General features: G+C 60.4%; 18 protein-coding genes. 3 read left to right on the top strand and 15 right to left on the bottom strand.

Features of this window, described 5'->3' with window-relative positions:
* Positions 1-4: 4 nt before the first annotated feature.
* Complete coding sequence (locus ACILSI_RS16015; protein WP_395722903.1) at positions 5-2,326, bottom strand: PSD1 and planctomycete cytochrome C domain-containing protein; 2,322 nt, start codon at positions 2,324-2,326, stop codon at positions 5-7.
* A 61-nt stretch (positions 2,327-2,387) separates the two neighbouring features.
* Positions 2,388-3,629: a hypothetical protein gene (locus ACILSI_RS16010; RefSeq protein ID WP_395722902.1), complete on the bottom strand. Its 1,242-nt coding sequence runs from the start codon at positions 3,627-3,629 to the stop codon at positions 2,388-2,390.
* An 89-nt stretch (positions 3,630-3,718) separates the two neighbouring features.
* Between ACILSI_RS16010 and ACILSI_RS16005 the strand changes: the two genes are divergently transcribed.
* Positions 3,719-7,021: a UvrD-helicase domain-containing protein gene (locus ACILSI_RS16005; RefSeq protein WP_395722901.1), complete on the top strand. Its 3,303-nt coding sequence runs from the start codon at positions 3,719-3,721 to the stop codon at positions 7,019-7,021.
* On the opposite strand, the gene ACILSI_RS16000 is transcribed toward ACILSI_RS16005, so the two are convergent.
* From ACILSI_RS16000 to ACILSI_RS15980, 5 genes are read right to left on the bottom strand one after another with little or no spacing between them, the layout of a single operon-like run.
* Positions 6,990-7,454 (bottom strand): hypothetical protein, encoded by a 465-nt coding sequence (locus ACILSI_RS16000; RefSeq protein ID WP_395722900.1) that lies wholly within the window; start codon positions 7,452-7,454, stop codon positions 6,990-6,992. The two genes, ACILSI_RS16005 and ACILSI_RS16000, sit on opposite strands and share 32 nt — an antisense overlap.
* The gene (locus tag ACILSI_RS15995) at positions 7,451-8,863 is read right to left on the bottom strand and encodes a DUF1501 domain-containing protein (RefSeq protein WP_395722899.1); all 1,413 of its coding nucleotides are present in this window, start codon (positions 8,861-8,863) and stop codon (positions 7,451-7,453) included. The genes ACILSI_RS16000 and ACILSI_RS15995 overlap by 4 nt, the downstream gene beginning before the upstream one ends.
* Positions 8,860-9,039, bottom strand: coding sequence for a hypothetical protein (locus ACILSI_RS15990; RefSeq protein ID WP_395722898.1), 180 nt, complete (start codon positions 9,037-9,039; stop codon positions 8,860-8,862). Before ACILSI_RS15990 ends, ACILSI_RS15995 begins: the two co-directional genes overlap by 4 nt.
* An 8-nt stretch (positions 9,040-9,047) precedes the next feature.
* The gene (locus tag ACILSI_RS15985; RefSeq protein WP_395722897.1) at positions 9,048-9,563 is read right to left on the bottom strand and encodes a hypothetical protein; all 516 of its coding nucleotides are present in this window, start codon (positions 9,561-9,563) and stop codon (positions 9,048-9,050) included.
* A 4-nt stretch (positions 9,564-9,567) separates the two neighbouring features.
* Positions 9,568-9,663, bottom strand: coding sequence for a twin-arginine translocation signal domain-containing protein (locus ACILSI_RS15980; protein WP_395722896.1), 96 nt, complete (start codon positions 9,661-9,663; stop codon positions 9,568-9,570).
* 71 nt (positions 9,664-9,734) lie between these two features.
* Between ACILSI_RS15980 and ACILSI_RS15975 the strand changes: the two genes are divergently transcribed.
* Positions 9,735-9,986, top strand: coding sequence for a UPF0175 family protein (locus ACILSI_RS15975; RefSeq protein ID WP_395722895.1), 252 nt, complete (start codon positions 9,735-9,737; stop codon positions 9,984-9,986).
* Positions 9,979-10,473 carry a DUF3368 domain-containing protein gene (locus tag ACILSI_RS15970; RefSeq protein WP_395722894.1) on the top strand — a complete coding sequence of 165 codons (495 nt, stop codon included), beginning with the start codon at positions 9,979-9,981 and terminating at the stop codon, positions 10,471-10,473. The genes ACILSI_RS15975 and ACILSI_RS15970 overlap by 8 nt, the downstream gene beginning before the upstream one ends.
* A 441-nt stretch (positions 10,474-10,914) precedes the next feature.
* On the opposite strand, the gene ACILSI_RS15965 is transcribed toward ACILSI_RS15970, so the two are convergent.
* The 8 genes from ACILSI_RS15965 to gatB form a co-directional block, all read right to left on the bottom strand.
* Positions 10,915-13,866: a PSD1 and planctomycete cytochrome C domain-containing protein gene (locus ACILSI_RS15965; protein ID WP_395722893.1), complete on the bottom strand. Its 2,952-nt coding sequence runs from the start codon at positions 13,864-13,866 to the stop codon at positions 10,915-10,917.
* Positions 13,867-13,971: 105 nt separating this feature from the next.
* Positions 13,972-15,237: a hypothetical protein gene (locus tag ACILSI_RS15960; RefSeq protein ID WP_395722892.1), complete on the bottom strand. Its 1,266-nt coding sequence runs from the start codon at positions 15,235-15,237 to the stop codon at positions 13,972-13,974.
* A 50-nt stretch (positions 15,238-15,287) separates the two neighbouring features.
* Positions 15,288-16,070, bottom strand: coding sequence for a deoxyribose-phosphate aldolase (gene deoC / locus ACILSI_RS15955; RefSeq protein ID WP_395722891.1), 783 nt, complete (start codon positions 16,068-16,070; stop codon positions 15,288-15,290).
* A gap of 56 nt (positions 16,071-16,126) precedes the next feature.
* Entirely contained in the window at positions 16,127-17,560 is a 1,434-nt protein-coding gene (locus ACILSI_RS15950; protein WP_395722890.1) for a PhoPQ-activated protein PqaA family protein, read from the bottom strand.
* 100 nt (positions 17,561-17,660) lie between these two features.
* Positions 17,661-18,272, bottom strand: a complete 612-nt coding sequence (locus ACILSI_RS15945; RefSeq protein WP_395722889.1) for a peroxiredoxin — start codon at positions 18,270-18,272, stop codon at positions 17,661-17,663.
* Between the two features lie 118 nt (positions 18,273-18,390).
* Positions 18,391-19,317 carry a pseudouridine synthase gene (locus ACILSI_RS15940; RefSeq protein WP_395722888.1) on the bottom strand — a complete coding sequence of 309 codons (927 nt, stop codon included), beginning with the start codon at positions 19,315-19,317 and terminating at the stop codon, positions 18,391-18,393.
* Between the two features lie 9 nt (positions 19,318-19,326).
* A complete protein-coding gene (locus tag ACILSI_RS15935; protein ID WP_322278884.1) occupies positions 19,327-19,479 on the bottom strand; it encodes a small basic protein in 153 nt (50 codons plus the stop codon).
* A 102-nt stretch (positions 19,480-19,581) separates the two neighbouring features.
* On the bottom strand, positions 19,582-21,045 hold the full coding sequence (gene gatB, locus ACILSI_RS15930; RefSeq protein WP_395722887.1) for an Asp-tRNA(Asn)/Glu-tRNA(Gln) amidotransferase subunit GatB: 1,464 nt from the start codon (positions 21,043-21,045) through the stop codon (positions 19,582-19,584).
* Positions 21,046-21,224: the final 179 nt, after the last annotated feature.

Below are 21,224 nucleotides of genomic sequence, written 5' to 3'. Positions count from 1 at the left end.
GGTTTTATTCGCGGGTGACGGTTTCGTCGAGGTTCAGCAGCGTGCGGGCGGCGTTCAGCTTGTCGAGTTTCTTCAGCACAGCGAGCTCATCAGGCTTTGGAACGCGGGATGTGCAGCGTTGGAAGGCGGTTTCGAGGCCGTCTTTCTGGATGATTTTTTCCAAGGCGGTGGCGAATTCGAAGAAGCCGCTGTCGTTCATCAAAGTGAGCGCCTGGAGCGGTGTGTTGCTGCGGATGCGGCGGGTGCAGGAGTTGAAGCCTTCGGGCGCGTCGAAAACGGTGAGCGAAGGCGGCGGTGAGGCGCGGTAGATGAAGGTGTAGAGGCCGCGGCGGTATTTGTCAGTGCCTTTGCTGACGCTCCACACGCGCTTCACCTGCCCCACGCCCATGACGCCATCTGGAATCGGCGGATACACGGGCGGACCGCCCAGTTTGGGCGAAAGCAGGCCGCTGGCGGTGAGGGCCACATCGCGCACGACCTCGGCATCAAGGCGCAGCCGCGTCTGGCGGGCCAGGAGATAGTTGTTGGGGTCTTTTTCGCGCAGATCGGGCCGGTTGGCTGAGCTTTGACGGTAAGTATGCGAGGTAACGATGGTCCGATGCAGATCTTTGAGACTCCACTTCTTCGCCATGAACTCGAGGGCCAGCCAGTCGAGCAATTCGGGGTGGGAAGGGGCTGTGCCCTGCATGCCGAAGTCATTTTCAGTCTCCACGATGCCCCGGCCGAAATACTGCTGCCATACGCGGTTTACGATGACACGCGCGGTGAGCGGGTTCTGCGGGCTGACGATCCATTTCGCGAGATCGAGGCGGTTTGGCTGCATGCTGGTCGTCTCAAAGGCGTGCAGCACTTTCGGTGTGCCGGGCGTCACTTCATCGGCAGGCCGTGTGAAGTCGCCTTTGATGAAAACCGTCGTCTTGCGCGGTTTGGGCAGCTCTTTGAGCACCATCGTCGTCGTGCCTTTGTTGAGCTGGGTGTCGAGTTCCTTGTAGCGATCATTCAGGATGTAGAGCGGGTCGTTTCTCGGCACGAAGACGGCAAACAATTCGAGGTTGTCGGTGAGCGAGCGCTTTGCCGCGGGCTTGGCCAGCGCCTTCTTCACTGGCGCGGTAAGCTTCTCGCGGAAGCCCTGCGCCATCTCCTTCTCCCACTGGGTGACCTCGTCATAGCGCTCCTGCATCATCGTCTTCAGCTTCGACTCGACGTCTTTGAAATCAGCGGCGAGAGCCGCCACGTCCACCTTGGGATCATAGACCTTCATCTCAGGCTCGTCCTGGTTGTTCAGAAAGGCAAAGAGGCGGTAGTACTCCTTCTGCTCGATGGGGTCGAACTTGTGGTCGTGGCATTGCGCGCAGCCGATGCTCAGGCCGAGCCAGACGGTGCCGGTCGTCGCCACACGATCAAAGACGCTGTCGATGCGGAACTGTTCTTTGTCGATGCCGCCTTCTTGATTGATCTGCGTGTTGCGGTGGAAGCCGGTGGCGATCTTTTGTGCCTCGGTGGCGTTCGGGAGCAGGTCGCCAGCGAGCTGTTCGATGGTGAATTGATCAAAGGGCATGTCCGCGTTCAGCGCGTCGATGACCCAGTCGCGGAATTTCCAAATCTGGCGCGGCGCGTCGATGGAGTAGCCGTTCGAGTCGGCATAGCGCGCCTGATCCAGCCACCAGCGGCCCCAGCGCTCGCCATAGTGCGGACTCTTGAGCAAACGGCCCACCAGACCGCGATACGCGGCGTCCGCGTCCTTCGCGGACGCTTGAACGAAAGCATCAATCTCCGCCGGAGTCGGTGGCAGGCCGGTCAGATCGAGTGACACACGACGAACCAGTGTCGTGACGTCCGCCGGTGGTGAAGATTTCAAGGAGTTCTCCTCCAGTTTTCTCTCGATGAAGTAATCGATGGGATTTGCCGTGGGTGGATGCAAAGACACCCGTTTCGGCGGCTCGAAGGACCAATGGCGCTCATACTTCGCGCCTTGCTCGATCCAGATTTTCAAAATCTCACGCTGCCTGGCCGTGAGCGGTGGCTTGTGGGACTTCGGAGGCGGCATGAGCTCGTCCCTGTCGTCACTGATGATGCGCTGCCAGGCGTCGGACTTGCTCAAATCTCCCGGCACGATGCCGCGTGATCCATCGCGATCCTGCGTGGCACCGTCGAAGGTGTCGAGCCGCAGGTCGGCTTCGCGGTGCTTTGGATCGAAGCCATGGCATGCGAAGCAGTTTTCCGACAAAATCGGCCGCACATCGCGGTTGAACTCGATCTTGGTCGGCGCGGCGGCGTGCAGCGAGGCCAGAGCGAAGACGGAGGGGATGAGGAGGCGAAATGTCATCGAATGTAGAACGAGTTTTACAAGTTGTTCTTGTGCGGGAAACCGAGTTGGAAAACTCGGTTTACATCAGCCCCTGGATGTCGATCAGGTGAAGCTGGCGGCCGTTTTTGCCATCGGGAGCGTCGATGCAGACCCAGCGCTCGTCACGGCTGCTGCGCGGGTGGCAGTCCACGCGCCACTCACCTTTGTATTCCTGCGGCTGCGGGAAGTAGCCGAGGTCGATGCGCTTGTTGGTGGCGATGTGATACAGGTGCGGCGTCTGGATGCGGCGCACGCCCTTGGGATAAGTGTCGTTGAGAATCCACTCGTTGTTCTTCAAATACGTCAGGTGACCGCTGCCATCGAGCACGCCATGGCCGATCTCCGCCACGATGCCGCTGTCCTTGTCCTCGAAGAGGAAATCGCCCCACTCGGGATTGCCGAGCCAGTTCTTGCCCTGGGAGAGGATGTGCGTGGCATCGCGCCAGATGAAGTGGGACGCATAGCCGTTCGGAATGACAATGCGCAGGTCGCTGCCGTCCATGTTGGCGGTGATGAGGCGCGTGAGATGGCCGCCCTTCGGCTGCGTCCAGCGGTGCAGCATGATGAAGCGTTTCCCATCCGGCCCCACGAGCAGGTGATAGGCATGATGCTTCGAGGTCGGATGGTTTTCCATCACCTCGCCAGTCTTCGAGAGCAATTCGTGGCTCACGATGAGCTTTTCCGCGCCGGTTTCGAGATTCACATGCGTCACACCGCTGCCAGCCGGGGCCATGTCGTCAAAAAAGCGGTCTTTGATGCCCGCGTAGCCGTATCCAGGCCGGCAATCGGCCACACGGGAGAAATCGCAGCTCACGGCCTCTTTGCCGTTCGGGCTCAAAGAGTAGATCGGAGCCGGAAGCGTGTGCTTTTCCATCGTCTTCACATCCAGGATGTGGCTGACGTATTGGTCCTTCTCGCGGTCGTTCCAGAGCACCTTCGACTCCGTGCCGGGAATCCATTGCAGCATGCAGCCCTGCTGCCAGTTCCACGCGTTCGATTTGCCGAGTGGAATCCATTTGTCCCCGTCCTGGATGTCCACCATGCCCACCTCGATCACGTCATCCGCCGTCGGTGAGCGATGCTCAAACCCGACCTTGTTGCTGAGCACGAAGCGGTTGGTGGGATCGAACTGGAGCTTGTCGTAATACGCGAACCAGTGGAAGCCGGGGCCTTTGGTGATCATGCGCGTCGGCGGGAACGTGGGCACCTCCTGCCCGCGTGCGGCAAAGGGCGCGAGGGCAAGCGTGGAGAGAAACTGGCGACGGCTGGGGCGAGAATTCATGGTTTGGAAATTACGCGTGAGTCTCTCATTTGTTTTGGCCCTTGGCACTGGAATCTTGCGCAAGTGGCCGGCCCAGACGAATTCCTGCCATGTCCGCCGCCATCCCGAACGAAATGATTCTCGCCTCCGCGGGCTCGGGAAAGACGTGGCAGCTCACGAACCGCTTCATCGCGCTGATGGGCCAGCAGTTGCTCGCAGGCCAGGACGTGACGCCGGAGCGCATCGTGGCCGTGACGTTCACGCGCAAGGCGGCGGGCGAGTTCTTTGATTCGATCCTGGTGAAGCTGGCGAAGGCGGCCGCGAATGCCGAGTTCGCCGCAAACCTAGCGGGTGATGAAAAAAACGACCCCGAGGCCAAGGATGATCCGCTGCGGCCGATTTTGCGCGCGTTGAAGCCTGCGGACTATCAGAAGCTGCTGCGTGTGTTCATCTCGCGCATGCCGCGTTTGTTCCTCGGCACGCTGGACAGCTTCTTCTCGGCGATCCTGCGCAGTTTTCCGGCGGAGTTTGGCCTGACGGGTGATTTCGAGATCCTCAGCGAGCATCTCGGCGGCATGGAGCGCGAGCGCGTGTGTCGTGCGGTGTTTCAACGCACGCTTCCCGGCTTCAAAGCCCGCACGGAAGGCCTCGCCGCCCAGCAGGAATTCCTGGAGGCGTTTCGACGCGCCACCTTCGGCAGGGAGGAGTCCAGCATCCGCGCCGTGCTGGATCAGTTCATCGAAAACCAGCACGAAATTCTGCTGCATGCCGCCAACGGCGCGTTGTGGGGCAATGCGCAGGCCATCTGGCCACAGGGCAGTCACTGGCTCGAAGCGAAGGTCGATCTCAAAGAGGCGACGCAGCACCTGATGCAGCTTTTGGAGGCGACGGACACGAATGACAAGGCGTGGGAGTTCTGGGAGGAGTTCCGCGATCAACTGGGCGATTACCAACCCGGCGGCAAGTTGATGAACCGCGTCGAGTTCTTCGTGAAGAAGGCCTTGGAGCAGTGGCAGGACATTGAGGCCAAGAACTGCACGCTCACCGTGAACCGGCAGAAGCAGACGCTCGAAGGCCGCCTGTGCGACGCCTTCGCGGCCATCATTCGCCACATCGTCGGCAGTGAACTGCGTGCGCGGCTGGAGCGAACGCAGGGCGTGTGGGCGGTGCTGAACCAGTATGAGCAGACGTGGTCGCGTCAGGTGCGGCGTCGCGGGCGGCTGACGTTTCAGGACATGGAGCTGATCCTCGCCGGGCATGAGTTTGCTGCAGGTCTGCCGAAGCCGATGCTCTCGCAGGTACCCGGCGAGGACGAGCGCCTGCGCATCGACTACCGGCTCGACGCGCGTTACGACCACTGGCTGCTCGATGAGTTTCAGGACACGAATCACATCCAGTGGTCGGTCATTCAGAACCTCATCGACGAAGCCGTGCAGGACACGAGCGATGAGCGCACGCTGTTTCAGGTGGGCGATGTGAAACAGGCCATCTATGCCTGGCGCGGCGGTGACACGCGGCTGTTTGAAGACATCTACCAGCGCTACAGCTCCGAGACCGTCCAGCGCATCCACAAACGCCCGCTGAACGTCTCGTGGCGCAGCGGACACGATGTCATCGACATGGTGAACCGCGTCTTCGGCAACGAAACCGCGCTCGCCGAGCTGCAACTGCCGCAGGACACGATCAAGCGCTGGCCCTGGCAACCGCATCAAGTTGCGGGCATTCATGACACGATGCCAGGGCATGCTTTGCTGCTGCATCCGATTCCCGCAGAAGGCGAGAGAGTGACCGAGGAAGATCGTTTCGCGCTCACGCTCGGTCTGCTGGAAGAAATTCACCCGGTGAAGCGTCACCTGAGCTGCGCGATCCTCGTGCAGAGCAACAAAACCGGCCGTGAGCTCGTGGATTATATCCGTGCGCATTCAAAGTCGCGCATTCCGGTGATGTGCGAGTCGGAGATCGCCATCGCCACGGACAATCCGCTCACGCTCGCGCTGCTCAGCGTCATCAAGGCCGCCGCGCATCCCGGCGACTCGATGGCGTGGGAGCATCTGCTCATGACGCCTTTTCGCCCGCTGCTGGAAGGCAAAACGCCGGGCCATCTCGCCCGCGAAGTTTTACAGATGATCTTCGACGAAGGCTTCGAGGCCGTGCTCTGGCACTGGACGCGCGAGCTGGAGAAGATCGACGTGACGCTGGATGCCTTCAGCAAGCGGCGCGTGGAGGATTTCGCGCTCGCCGCACGTTTGTTTGATCAAGGCGGCAGCCGTGATGCGGATGAGTTTCTCGCTTATGCGTCGACTTACACCGTCCGCGAGCCTGACACGCACAACGCGGTGCAGGTGATGACGGTTCACAAATCGAAGGGGCTTACCTTTGACTGCGTCATCCTGCCGGACGTCGAAGGCAACAAGCTCACCGAGCTACGTCGCGGCATTGGGGTGAAACGCGACCGCGAGCGGCATGTGGAGTGGGTTTTCGACCTGCCGTCGTCGGACTTTGTGAAGGCAGATGACATGCTGGCCGCCTTCCGCGCCGACCAGGAGGCCGACGCGGCCTACGAGGAGCTGTGCAAGTTCTACGTGGCTCTCACACGCGCCAAGCACGCGAACTACATCATCGCTAAGCCGCCGAGTGAGAAGTCGCGCTCGAACAACTTCGTCAAACTGCTCGATCTCACCCTCGGCGCGGAGAAAAAGCCGCCGCAGCGCGAGTTCGGCGGCGTGCAGGCCGAGGTGGTCTTTGAATCGAGCACCCAGGCCACGAATCCGCGTTGGTTTGAGGTGCCAAGGAAGCTTGAGAAGCCTGTCGAGGCCGCTCAACCTGAACCCGTCACCGTTTCAGGCCGCCAGCGCCCGGTGCGTCGCACACCGAGCGGCTCGGAGACGAGCATCGTCACGGCCAAACAGCTCTTCTCACGCGGCGGACGTTTCGCCCGCTCCTATGGCACGCTGGTGCATGCGTTCTTTGAGCAGATCGAGTGGCTGGACGAGGCTGACGATGCCGCTTTGTCCGCTCTCTGGGCCGACGTGCCTTGTGTGGACGATGGTTTGCGAAGCCGGGCCGACGACGAAGTGCGTCGCTGCCTCGCCGCGCCGGAGGTGCGGGCCATTTTGAGCCGTCCGTCGCCGCAGGCCGAGTGCTGGCGTGAAAAACGCTTCGAGATCCTCCTCAACGGCGAATGGCTCAGCGGCACCTTTGACCGCGTGATGATCGAGCCGCACCGCGCCACGATTCTCGACTTCAAAACCGACAAGCCCGATACCGACGAGGCATTCGCCGCCCGTGTGGATGGCTACCGGCCGCAGCTTGAAACCTACCGCGAGGTGCTGGCCCGCATGACCGGGCTGCCGCATTCACAAATCGCCTGCCGTCTTCTCTTCACGCATCGACGCGAGGTTGTGTCGGTGTGAAGGCCATCTGATCAGCAGGCACATCGAGTCTAATGTCCGTGCCGTAGCCAAGTCCTTCCGTCCACGGCATCAGCAGTTCGAGGACATCTGGATTCTGAAAATGCTCCGGCTTTGTCTCGGGATGCGGAAAGTAGATCAAACCGCTCGCAGGTGCTGCATCATCGCGATGCATCACGACATCGAAGAACGAGAAATCCTCCGCTGGCTCCGCGGGATGCCATTTCACGTTCTGGAAGGTCCATTTCGGCTGCACGACTCGATAGCTACGCGGAGCGATGCTCACATTCAGCGTCCCAAGATGATAGCGGCTCAGATTGAGTCCAAGATCGTGGAAAAACGGCAACTGCATGCGCAACGTACCGCCGGGGAAGCGCGGATTACCGTTGAGGCCCGAAGCGACTCGGTGGCCTTGGACGATGGTGGCGGGGATCATGCCAGGATCTGCTTGATCACCTTGCACGGCTCCACGCCGGTCAGTTTGAAATCGAGCCCCGCAGCGCGGAAGGAAAGCCTCTCGTGATCCATGCCGAGCTGGTGAAGGATCGTGGCGTGGATGTCGGCCACATGGACTTCGTCTTCGATGATGTTGAAGCCCATCTCATCGGTCGCGCCGAGAGTGACGCCGCCTTTGATGCCGCCGCCGGCCATCCACATCGTAAAGGCCTGCGGATGGTGATCGCGGCCCATGCTGCGACCGAGTGACACGCTGGCCTCGACCATCGGCGTGCGGCCGAATTCACCGCCCCATACGACGAGGGTGTCATCGAGCAGGCCGCGTTGTTTGAGGTCTTTGATCAGCGCGGCGCTGGCTTGGTCGGTGTTCTTGCAGTTGTTGCGCACGTTGCCCTCGACGTTGCTGTGAGCGTCCCAGCCTTCGTTGTAGATGTTGATGAAGCGCACTCCGCGCTCGACCATGCGCCTTGCAAGCAGGCAGGCGCGGGCAAAGGACGGCACCTTGGGATCGCAGCCGTAGAGTTCGAGCGTGGCCTTGTCCTCACTGGTGAGGTCCATGAGTTCTGGCGCGGAAGATTGCAGGCGGTAGGCCATCTCGTAGTTCGCGATGCGCGTGGCGGTCTCGCTGTCGCCATCAAGCTTGAGGCGGCGGTGATTGAGCGAATTGATGAGGTCGATGGTGTCCTTTTGCGTGCCCGCCTCGATGCCCTGCGGCGTGCTCACATTCAAAATGGGATCGCCTGTGTTGCGGAAGCGCGTGCCGGAATACACGCTCGGCAAAAAGCCGCTGCTCCAGCATGCCGCACCGCCACTGATGCCGCTGCCTGTGCTCATGACGACGAAACTCGGCAGATCGCGCGACTCCGAGCCGAGGCCATACGTCACCCACGAACCCATGCTGGGCCGCCCAGGCTGTGAAAAGCCCGTGTTCATGAAAATCTGCGCCGGAGCGTGATTGAACTGCGTCGTGCGACAGGACTTCACGATGGCGATGTCGTCCACCACCGTCGCGAGGTGCGGCAGCACTTCAGAGAGCTCCGCTCCGCACTGCCCATGCTTCGCAAACTTGAAGCGCGGCCCCAACACCGCCGCGTCCGGCCGGATGAAGGCATACCTCTGCCCGCCGATCACCGAAGGCGGCAACGGCTTGCCTTCATACTTCGTCAGCATCGGCTTGTGATCGAAAAGCTCGAGCTGCGACGGCGCTCCTGCCATGAACATATGGATGACCGCCTTCGCCTTCGGCGCATGATGCGAAGCCGAGGCCATATTCGGACTCTTCGGCGCTCCATAAGCCGATTCAGCCAGCAGCGAAGCCAGAGCGATCTTGCCCGTGCCTACGGCGCAATCATTGAAGAAGTGACGGCGGGTGATGTTGGGGGTGTTCATGGGGTTTGGGGCCGAAGATTGGAAATCAGCAGCGGTTTAGACGGAGGAGGCGGCCTTGTGGCGCTGATGACACGCGTGGCGGCCACCATTTCCTCCAGCATGCGCAGCTTCTCACCCACAGGCAGCGCGGCGAGCTGGCGGCGACGCTCCACTTTGCGGGCGATGATCTGCTTCATGACCTCGCTCAGGCTTGCAGGTGGGTGTTTTGAAAGCGGGTCCATGTTTCGTTCAGATTGTGTTTTTGGAGGATACTCTCGAAGCGTTCCGCATCAAGCACCCCAGCCTCCAGGAAGCGCAGCACGCGATCGTGATCTTTGGCTCGTCCGACTTGCAGGCAGATGGCGGCGAGATGCTCCGCTGTGAACACGCGAGTAAGGACACCGTTCACATCGCGTGTAACAGCCTGCTCCAGCGCCTCTTCGACCAGCGGCGTCCCTGGTGGCACAAATTCGACGGCCCAGCCTTCGATGAGGATGAACTGCCCCTGCGGCGCATGTCCACGAGCGAGCAGGTATTCATAGATCGGCCCCAGCGTCAGCAGCGATCCTCCAGCGGCGGTCGGCAGCGCCACGAAGACATCCAGATCCTTTGTGGTGAATGGCTCCAGCCAGAAAATAGCCCCCACCGCGCCACCAATGGCATAGCGGCCGATCACGCCGTCGGCCTCCATTTGATTCAGGATGGTGAAGATGCGTTCCATGGAATCATGAGTGAAAACTCGACAAGAACAGTCCCAACATGCCCGTTCCGACGGCGCAATCCTGGAAGAAGTGTCTGCGGGTGATGTTGGGGGTGTTCATGGTGATTGAAGGGGAAAACAGGTGAAAGAGGACTTCTTGCCGATCTGCGAGCGGTCGGTTAAGATGAAAGCATGACAACACATCTCGCCATCGATCTGCCTACCTGCCTGAGCTTGCAGGGCAAAGACCGCGCCGAGGTGGAACAGCGCAGCAAGTTCCTCCTGGCATTGAAATACTTCGAGCTTGGGGAAATCACCTCCGGCCAGGCAGCCAGCATGTGCGGGATGAGTCGTGCCGCCTTTCTTCAAGAGGCCAGCAGGCATGGGGTGCCGGTGATCGACCTGAGTGAGGAAGAAATGGCGCAGGAGTTCGCTCATGTCTGAGTTCTTCCAGCGCCCGGTTGTCTGCAACACCAGCCCGGTCATTTCACTGTGCAAAGCGGGACTGGGGCATTTGTTTGGGGAGCTGTTCACGAAGGTGCTCACCACCCGCAAAGTCGCGGAGGAGCTGAAAGCCAAAGAGGCCGGAGATGCTGTCTCGATCCAGGAAGCACTGTCTGCGTTTGAAATCCTGCCGACGCCGCCTCTCGATCCCGTGATTGCGACGATTCTCGATCCCGGAGAGGCCTCAGTCCTGCAACTCGCCAAAGAACACGGTATTTCGGGCGTCGTTCTGGATGAAAGACGCGGACGCCGTGTCGCCATGGATGTGTTTGGCCTCGAAGTCGTCGGCACCTGCGGCCTTCTGCTGCGAGCCAAAAAACTTTCGCTCATCGCCGAAGTGCAGCCCCATCTTGACCGCATCATCGCCAACGGGCTTTTTGTCAGCCCTCGTCTCCGGCTCCAATGCCTGCGGCTGGCGGGGGAGTGATTCATCTCCGACAATACTCGCCTCGTGCCGACGACGGAGTCGTGGCGGAAGTGGCTGTGAGTGATTTTGGGGGTGTTCATGGGGCGCGAAGGGATTTCAAGGCACAGATTAGCGCCGATTGTCATCAGGTGATTCGAGTGTTGCTAAAAAGTGCCTCAAGGAGGGTGAGAGAATAGAATCTATTTTGGAGGTGCTATTCACATGCCTGATTGAGCCGTCACAAACCCTTAGCAAAAGATGGCCGTCTGAGTCTTCACCAATCACGCACGCTTCTTTTTTCTTCCACCAATCGGCAGCCAACGGTCTCCATAAGCTCAATGGTATCAAAGAACGAACTTGGATGCATGCATCGGCTGCCTTGAAGACGTTCCGATAAGGGAGCTTCAAGATTGCTTTGTTCAGAGTCTCTGCCAACTCGTTCATTCCTTAATCTTTCTGGTGTCAAGGGTGCGTGATGGCTTCGTCCAGATTCAGCACCGCGCGGCACACCGCCGTCCACAGCGCTTCGCCGTCGAGTTTTTGGGCGCGTTGTTTGGTGAGAAAGGTCTTGAGCATCGTCAACTCATCCGCAGCGGGCGGGCGGGTGAGGCAGCGGCGGAAGGTGTTGGTGACGCGGGAGTCGTCGTCGGGGGATTCGGCGATGACGGCTTTGGCCATGGCTTGGGCGGCTTCCATGAACATCTGGTCGTTCAGAAGCGTGAGGGCTTGCAGCGGGCTGTTGGAGACGTCGCGTTTGGCGAGGCATGCCTCGCCGGTGGGGGCGTCGAAGGTGGTGGACATGGCAAACGGCGCGGTGCGCTTGATGAAGGTGTAGAGGCTGCGGCGGTAGCGATCCTCGCCCTCGCTGGTCTTCCACTCAAATTTGCCGTAGGTTCCCTCGGAGGTGATGCTGGCGGGCTGCGGCGGATAGACGCCGGGGCCGCCCATTTTTGGCGACAAAACGCCTGCGGCCTTCAACGCGGAGTCGCGGATGATTTCGGCGTCGAGGCGGAAACGAGCGCCGCGAGCCAGCAGGATGTTTTCGGTGTCGCGTTGCGCGAGTTCGGGCGTGATGCGACTGCTTTGCTTGTAGGTGGCGCTGGTGACGATGAGACGATGGAGCTTTTTCATCGACCAACCTTGCTTCACGAACTCGACGGCGAGCCAGTCGAGCAGTTCGGGATGTGACGGCGGCTCGCTTTGATAACCGAAGTCTTCGAGCGACTTCACGAGGCCACGACCAAAGAATGCCTGCCACTGGCGATTCACCGTGACGCGTGCAGTAAGCGGGTTTTCGGGCGCGAAGAGCCACTTCGCGAAGGTGAGGCGGTTCGCGGGCGCATCCTTTGGCAGGGAAGGCAGGAAGGCGGGCACGGCGGGCGGCACAGTTTCTTTGGGCGAGAGGTATTCGCCGCGATGGTAGCGGTTCGTGGCGCGCGGATTCGTGGCCGGGCGCTCGCTCATGACGAGCGTAGGCTGGCCGCGTGGAGGGTTCTTTCGCGCGGCGAGCAAGGGCGCGGCGGCTTGTTTCATCTCGGGCGCGGTTTCGAGGAAGCGACGCAGAAGAACTTCGTGTTTCGATGAATCTTTGGCGGCGAGAGCTGCTTCAACCTCAAACGGATGGCCGGTGGCAGTCGCGTGGTCGCTGGTGGTCACGGAGATTCGGAAATGGCCGAGCGGGCAGGCGAAATGTTTTTCAAAGAGCATCTTCAAATCGAAGCCGCTGGTGAGATCGACGGGTTGCTCGAAATGAAACACGGCGGCGTGCTGCTGAGCGTAGCCGCCGAGCACCTGCCAGCCGCTGGACATCTCAGCATCGAGCGTGGCGCTGGCGTTGTTGGTTTTACGCGGCTTGGCGGCGGCTTTGGCCTTCGCCTTGGGTTTAGCGGCGGCCTGGTCGTTGATCTTGTCCTCTTCCTCGTCGTTCGTGGCCTCAGCGCGGGCGATTGGGACGCGCTGGCCGTTTTGGAAGGCTTGCAACTCGCTAAGGAAGAAGCCACCAAGCGGGCCTTCGTAGTTGGTGAGGCCGGGGCCGTCGTTGGGCAGGCTGGGATGGCTGGCGACTTCGATGCGCAGCGCAGTGACACCTTTGATCGGCGCTTTGAGGTTCAAATCATAGACATCGCTCTTCGAGATGTCGCCGCTGCCGAGGATGAAGCCATCGGGTTGCTGCTCGAGATGCGGCATGGTGGTCTTCATGGTCGTGGGGCGGATGATTTGCCATTTCGAGGCGCGTTTGGATTCGCCTTCGATCCAGCCAGCGAGACGGCTCTGCATCGCTGCTTCACCACCGGGGAATTTTTTTGGCAAATCGGCCTCCAACTGCGCGATCTTCGCGGCGTGAGCTTTCTGCTGCGCCTTGATGTCCGGTGTGGGGATGTGGTAGAGCGGCTCGTCGGCGTTGTTCAGCAGCGCCATGACGCTGTAGTAGTCGGTGTGCAGAATGGGATCGTATTTGTGCGTGTGGCACTGGCAGCAGTTCAGCGTGAGGCCCATCCATGCCGTGCCGGTGACGCCCACGCGGTCCACCATGGCGTAAAAGCGGTATTCATTCGGATCGATGCCGCCTTCCTCGTTCAGCATCGTGTTTCGATGAAAGCCGGTGGCGATGAGGTCCTCCGGCGTGGCGTTTGGGAGCATGTCCCCGGCGATTTGTTTGATGCTGAATTGGTCGAACGGCATGTCGTCGTTCAGCGCCTTCACGACCCAATCACGATACGGCCAGATTTGTCGTGGACGGTCTTTCTCGAAGCCGTTGGTGTCCGCATAACGTGCCAAGTCGAGCCAGCGCCGTGCCCAGCGTTCGCCGTAGTGTTTGGAGGCCAAAAGGGTATCGACGAGCTTCTCGTAAGCCTCCGGCGACTTGTCATTCACAAAGGCATCCGCTTCCGCAGGCGTGGACGGCAGGCCTGTGAGATCGAGATACACCCGCCGCACCAGCGTGTAGCGATCCGCTTCGGCAGAAGGCTTCAGTCCTTCCTTTTCGAGACGCTCACGGATGAAATGATCAATGCTGGCTTTCGGGTCCTTCGAAGGTTGTGGCGGCGAGTAGGCCCAATGCGCCTCGTATTTCGCTCCTTCGGCGATCCAGGCTTTGAGAGTGGCCTTGTCCTTGTCGGACATGACCTTCTTCGTGTGCGGTGGCGGCATGACCTCGTCTTCGTCGGTGGAGAGGATGCGTTTCACGACCTCGCTGGCATCCGGCTTGCCGGGGACGATGGCGATCTCCCCGGATTTGCCTTTGCCGTAGGCGGATTCGCTCAAATCGAGGCGCAGCTTGCCTTTGCGGCCGTGATCGTCCATGCCGTGGCAGGTGAAGCACTGCTGCGCGAGCACGGGGCGCACGTCGCGATTAAAATCGACGGCGTGGGCGGAGGCACTGAGCAGCAGGAAAAGGGCGAAGAGAGGCTTCATCACCTTCACTAACGGCGTAAACCCCGGCTTTTCACGGCAAGTTCAGCCAATGACAAGACAGGACAAGTCGGAGGCATGATCCGACAACTCGCTCTGTTCCACCAATCACGCCTTCGGCTTGATGAAGATCACCTCGGCACGCTCGATCCAGCCTTTGCGCAGGTCCATGCGGAACCAGCCGTCGCTGTTCTTGCGGTGAATTCGGCAGCCGGAGCGGGGGCCAAACTCCTTGAGGTCGTATTGCGCCCAGGTCTTGCCCATGTCGGGCGAATAGATGATGCCGCACGCATAAGTCGAGGCTGGGGCGCAGTGCGTGGCAAGCATGACGCCGTCCTGTACGAGCATGTTGGCGGATTCAAACATGGGATTGAACAACAGCGTGTGCTTCGACGTGTCGGTGATGTCTTTCGGGTCGCACATGAAGATGCCGCGGTCATGGCGATTGGCGATGGCGGGGCCGTTCGCGTCGGCGATCCAATACATTTTACCGTCGATGAAGTTGATGCCGCCGCATTTGAAGCGGGAGTTTGAGTCCACCGAGATGACGAGCTTCCAGTCCCATGCGTCGGTCTTGGCATCGTAGGTGCCACGCAGCCAGTGGACCTCCTTGCCATGCGTGCGGTCGATGTCACCGGTGCAGGCGTAAAAGGCGTTTTCGGCGGGGTTGTAGGTCACGTTGTGTACGTGACGGGCGATCAGCTTGTTATTCGGATCGCCGAGCAACGGCGCGTCGGGTGGTGCATCCTTCTGTTGGAACTTGGGATTCTGGCCGAAAGCATATGCTAGCTTCACGGTCTCGCCGTTGTCGGTTGAGTAGTAGATGTTCACCGGCACCGGGCCGCCGAGGACATTGCAGTAGTTCCCCCACACGAGCATTTCCTTGCCATCGACCTCGAAGCAGTGCTCGCCATCGAGCGAATGGAAATACCAACCCGGTTGATCGGCCTTCACCGGCGTGTGTGGTCGGTAGTCGCTGCCATCGGGCTTCTTCACGATGATCTCGCGATGCGTCTTGAGATTGTCGGTGCTGAGGAAAAGCTGCGCCCGCGTGGCGAAGAGGATGTTCCCGTTCTTCAGGATGATGCTGAGCGTGATGTTGTCCGCCTCGGCAAACGCCGCGCTGTGCGGCCACGTTTTGCCGTTGTCCTCCGACAGGTAAATCTTCCCGCCACCGAAGCCGAAGGCTTTGTTGTCACGCTGCGAGTCGATGTGTGGCCCCTCGGGCGCGAGGCGATAGAAAAAGTGCTCTGTCTCGGCCGTGTCCGACAGGGCGGCGTTCAGTTTCGAGCTGTCTGGCAGGAAAAGTCCGCCAACGGCGGCTGCGGTGGTTCCGAGAAACTGGCGGCGATGGAGTGCGGTTTGTTGGATCATGGTGATCCTCATCAAACGCTCCAAGAACTGCGAATCGAACGCTTCAGGTATCAATAGCCGCCCGCACCGATCTTTCCGCCTGCGGCATCCAGCGTACCGGCGGCCTCGCGTTTGCGGTAGTCATCCATCATGGCTGCCGTGGCCGTCGCACCACAGCGGGAGCCGCCAAGGTCGCGGACTTTGATGAGGCCGTCGAGATCGCGCACGCCACCGGCAGCTTTGACTTGGACTTTGGAGGACACATTAGCACGCATGAGGGCGAGGTCGTGTTCGGTGGCTCCTTTGTAATTGTAGCTGCCGTCGGGTTGCTTCACGAACCCGTAGCCGCTGCTCGTCTTCACCCAATCCGCACCCGCGCGCTCACAGAGCTGACAGAGTTTAATTTTGAAATCGTCGCTGCTGAGACCCGCGCCGCCATTCGTGAGGTAGTCGTTTTCAAAGATCACCTTCACCTTGGCATCGTGCTTGTGCGCTTCATCGCACACAGCCTTCACGTCAGCTTCGACATAGTCCCAGTCGCCGCCGAGCGCCTTGCCGATGTTGATGACCATGTCGATCTCCGCCGCGCCATCCTTGCAGGCCAGCTCGGTCTCGTAGCGCTTCGATTCGGTGGTGCCGTTGCCGTGCGGAAAGCCGATCACCGCGCCGACGAGCACGCCCGAGCCGCGCAGCCACTCTACGGCCTGCTTCACGGCGTAAGGTTTGATGCACACCGAGGCGACTTGGTATTTGGCGGCCACTTTGCAGCCTTCTTCGAGGTCTTTGTCGGTCATCGTCGGATGGAGTAACGAATGATCGATCATCTTGGCGAGGTCCGAGTAGGAGCAGTTCATGGCAGGGGAGCACCCATTAAACCGGAGCCACGAACGAGAGCAAACACGGCTTGATCCTACTTCAGTCGCAGTTCCGGGCTGGAGATCGTCAGGGTGGAGCCGTTTTCAGTGTGCGCGTGGACGGTGATGACGTTGAGTGTCTTCACATCGCCTTCGACGGTTGTTTCGCCCGTGTAGGTGGAGGCGCCGGACTTTTGCAGCGGCGCTGAAGTCCACGCATCGAACTCCATGGCGATGGAGTAATCAGGGTGGCGGTTTACCGACCACCAGAGCTGGTTGTCTTGCGGTTCACTGCCATCGGGGAACACGACTTTCACCGCAAGACGATGCGTGGCCTTTTCCCACTGCGTGGTGACTTTCGGCGGAGCGACCATGCGGCGTGCGTCGAAGAAGTGATGTGTGGCGAAGGCATAGAGGTTTTCATCCACCTCGGGCAAGCCGCCGACGGATTTCACAAAGCCCGCTTCCTTCGCGCCGCCGTGCTGACCACCGGGGACAATGAAAACGGGCAGTTCAGGGAAGCGGCGACCGAGTTCGACGAGTCCGGGGCTGACGTTGTCGTTTGAGCCTTGGTTGTAAAAAACCTCCGTGCCGCGCTTCTTCAACACATCAAGGTAGTTCGTGGTGCGGCAGACTTCCCATGCGGCGTTGCAGGCGGTTTTCATCTCCGCTTCCGTCCAGCCAGCATCGTGCGCCATCTTAACCGTGATGCGCTCGTCGGAGCGTGCTTTTTGACGGATGAGCAGTTTTTCGCGACCCACGGGATCGGTCATCGCGGCAATGAATGCCTCGTTCATTTGCGTGATCTCTGCGGGCATCATGCCTTCGACATACGGGCCGCCGGGGCTCTCAATCACCGGTGCGACGACGGGCATGATGGCGGTGAAGCGATCATCCGCGATGCCTGCGGCGGCCGTGGCGACGCCGCGCTTCGATCCGCCGGTGGCGAGCACCTTCTTCGGCTGAAACACGTCCTTTTCGGCCATCGCGCTGGTGAGCGCACGCATTTCGCCGATACCCCAAATCCAAGCGGGTGTATAGCGCGTGTTCTTGGTCTGGATGAACCTTTCCTCCATCATGAGATGCAGTTTACCAACCGGTTCCATCGTGTCGATCGGCACACAGCCGATGAAGACTAGGCCCACGCCATGCTCCTTGAGCAGACGGAGCTTCGCGCCGGAGGCGGCCGTCACCTTCAACTGCGCGTTGGTGTTCTCGATGAGCACGTTCGTGCAGACACCCTTCGCAGGTGCGAGCATCGTCACCGGCAGGCGCACCTTCTGGCCCGGCCACCATTCACAGACGGTGATCTCGACGAGTTTTTGACGGATCGCGGCGTCTTTGGGGTTCGGATGCCAGTCCTCGATCACTTTCGTTTCCAGCGTGGAGACATCGCGAATCTCCTTCAGATCAAACTTGCCGATGGTGATGTCCGCGTGAGCGATGAGTGCGCTGAGAACGACAAAAGCGGCTCCGGTGATGAGTTTCATGACTTACCAACGGAGCCACGGGACGATTTGAACCAAAAAAGACCGGCCTTGCGGACACAGGTCACACAAGGCCGGTTGGGGAGACTGTTGAATGGGTGTCCTACTTGGCGAGAGCGCCCGCGACGTTGCCGACGAGATCCTTGCCGGGTGTCAGTGTCTTGGCACCGGGCTTCCAGTTGGCAGGGCAGGCCTCATTGGGATTGGCGAGGAGATGCACGTTGGCTTCCATCTTGCGGACGAGCTCGCTGGCGTTGCGGCCGACGTTGTAGAAGTTCACCTCGGAGGTCACGAGCTTGCCTTCAGGATTGATGATGAAGGTGCCGCGCAGAGCGAGACCGCTGCCACAGTCATAAACGCCGAAGAGACGGCTCACGGTGCCGGTCGGGTCGGCGGCCAAAGTGTACTTCACATTCTTCATGAGGCCTTCTGTGTTGCGCCATACCATGTGGGCAAATTTCGTGTCCGTGGAGACGGCGATGACGTGTGCGCCAAGGGCGGCGAGCTTGTCCTGCTGATCGGCGAGGTCGGCCAACTCAGTCGGGCAGACGAAGGTGAAGTCAGCGGGATAAAAAACGAGGATGGTCCATTTGCCGGACTTCTTGATGTCGGCGAGCGAGACCTTGCCGAAGTCGCCCTTGGCAGGCTCGTAGGTTTCCATGCTGAAGTCGGGGACGTTGCCGCCGACGGAGACGGTGAGATTGGCTGATTCCATGGGGATGCGATTGTTTTGGGGTTGAACAGGCGCTTTGAACAACGCCAGGAGCGCGACTTTTGACGCCCGGAAGTTCTTTGGTCAAACGCTAACGCGGCGGGAGGCCGGAATGACGGCCCTAGAAACGTTTGCGCGGTCCCTTGGAGCCTTTGGAGGCGGGACGGCGGCCTGGAGGACCGGAGCGACTGCGGGGCTTGTCACCGCGCGGAGATTCCTCGGAGCGACGAGGTTTGAAGCCCTCGCGCTTGGGTTTGAAGCCGGTCTTTGGCTTGCGGCTGGCAGCGGCGGGAGACGGGCGCTCCGGTTTGTCTTCCTTCTCAGCAGCGGGTTTGCGGGCCAGGGCCGGTTTGGCCGGGGCTTCTTTGAAGAAACGCTCGACCTCGGTGGGGGTCAGTTCTTTCCACCCGCCCTTGGGCAGGCCTTTGAGCTGGAGCCAGCCGATGCGGGTGCGGGTGAGGCGCTCGACCTCATAACCGAGATAATAAAGCATCATGCGAATCTGGCGCTTGAGGCCCATTTTGAGGACGATGTGCGCCCGGTAGGCGGTGTCCATCCAGGCGCGTTCGGCGCGGGCGAAACCTTCCTCGGTCATCATGCCTTTGACGAGCTTCGCCATGACCTCGGTAGTCAGCGGCTGATCGACGACGACCTCGTATTCTTTTTCCGCGCCCTGGCTGGGATGAATGAGCCGGTGGGAGAGGTCGCCTCGGTTCGTGAGCAGGAGCAGGCCTTCGCTTTCTTTGTCGAGACGACCGACGTGGTGAAGGTTTTGGAACTTCCCCGGCAGCAGATCGTAGATCGTCATGCGCTCATGGGTGTCGCCGCGAGAGCAGAGGTAGCCCTTCGGTTTGTTCAGGGCGATGACCAGCGGGGTCTCGGTGCGGACGGGGGAACCGTCCACGACCACCTTGTCCTCCGGCTGCACCTGGGTGGCCAGCTCTTTGATGATGTGCCCGTTGATGGACACACGCCCGCCGAGGATGATTTCCTCCGCGCCGCGCCGTGAGGCCACGCCGCACTGGCTGAGATAACGGTTAAGGCGCACAGGAAAGCCTTATTCGGGCTTGGTCTTCGGCAGGTTCGTCGGGAGACGGCCTTCTTTCCAAAGTCCACGGGATTTGAGCAGCTTGACGCGCTCGCCGCGCTTCAAAACACTGCGCTTGGTGCCGACGGAGCCGGAAGTCTTGAGGCTGCTATGCTGGGACATGATGGATAACGGGGCTGGGGGTGGTCTGAAAAAGGGCGCGGAGAATAGCCGCCCGCTCCCGAGGTGCAAGGGGTTTGTACAAGGGCGGCCAGGGCTCTCAACTCAGCCCAGAACCTTCTTCCGAACGATCTCGGTGACCATCTTGGGGTTCGCTTTGCCCTGGCTGGCTTTCATGGCCTGACCGGTGAACCAGTTCATGGCCTTTTCGTTGCCAGCCTGGACTTCGGCGACTTTGTCGGGATTCGAGGCGAGAATTTGCTCGACGATGGCCTCCAGAGCGCCGGTGTCGCTGACCTGCTCGAAGCCTTTGGCCTTGATGATCTCGGCGGCGGGTTTGCCGGTCTCAGACATCTCGACGAAGACTTCCTTGGCCTGGTTGTTGGAGATTTTCCCGGCTTCGACAGTGGCAACGAGCGCACTGAGCGCCTCCGGCTTGACCGGGCACTCCGAAAGGCTGAGCGAGCGATCGTTGAGAGCGCCTAGGAGGTCGTTGATGACCCAGTTGGCGATCTTTTTGGCCGGAACGCCTTTGTCGGCGGCCACGGCTGCCTCATACCAAGCGGCGAGCTCTTTCTCGCTGGCGAGCACCCCGGCATCGTAGGCGCTGCAGCCGTAGTCCTGCTCAAAGCGGGCGCGTTTTTCATGCGGCAGTTCGGGAACCTGCGGTTTCATCTTGGCGACGAGCGCGGCGGTGCGAACCGGGAGCAGATCGGGATCAGGGAAGTAACGGTAGTCGTGCGCGTCCTCCTTCGTGCGCATGAGCGTGGTCTCACCGCGGTCATCATCCCAGCGGCGGGTGCTTTGGATGAGTTTTTCGCCACGATCCAGGGCCTCGGCCTGACGCTCGGTCTCAAACTTGATAGCGCGGCGCACGGCGGACATCGAGTTGAGGTTTTTGAGCTCGATCTTCGCTCCCAGCTCATTCTGGCCCTCGGGCCGCAGGGAAATGTTCACATCACAGCGCAGATTGCCCTTTTCCATGTCGGCATCGCTCACGCCGCCGTAGATCAAAATCTGCCGCAGGCTGGTCAGGTAGGCGAATGCCTCCTCGGCGCTGTCGATGTCAGGATCGCTGACGATTTCCATCAGCGGCGTGCCCGCGCGGTTGAAGTCGAGCGTGGTGAACTTGTCGTAGTGCGTGGATTTGCCCACGTCCTCCTCCAAGTGGATGCGCGTGAGCTTCACCACCTTGCCGGGTTTCGCGATGCTCTTCTGCGCGTCCTTCGGATAGGCCAGATCATACAGCGGCACGCCGCCGCCGATGCACAGCGGCAGATCGAACTGCGTGATCTGGTAGTTCTTCGGCATGTCCGGGTAGAAGTAGTTTTTGCGGTCCCACTTCACCAGCGGCGGCGTCTCGCAGCCCAGCATCATGCCGGTGAGGATCGTCTTCTCGATGGCGGCAGCATTCAGCACGGGCAGCGCGCCCGGCAGGCCGAGGCAGGTGGGACAGGTGTGCGTGTTCGGCTCCGCGCCATACTCCACCGGACAGGCGCAGAACATCTTGCTCTGCGTGGTGAGCTGCGCGTGAACTTCGAGGCCGATGGTGACGATGTACTTGGGCATGACGGAATGCGGCAAGCCAAAGCCGAAATCGTGGACGGTTGCAAGGGCGAAGCTGGCGGCGACAAATAATCTAGGCGGTGTCTTCGCAAATAAAACGCCTTTCTGGCAAGGTGCTGGAATGGGCGGGAGTTGAGAAGGAGCCATGTTCAACAAACTGACCCGGAGTCTGCAAACCGCCC

Origin of the sequence: Prosthecobacter sp., from assembly GCF_044232965.1 — a bacterium.
Lineage (GTDB): Bacteria > Verrucomicrobiota > Verrucomicrobiia > Verrucomicrobiales > Verrucomicrobiaceae > Prosthecobacter.
Note: the sequence above shows the minus strand (reverse complement) of the source record. Positions and strands in the feature narration are given on the sequence as shown.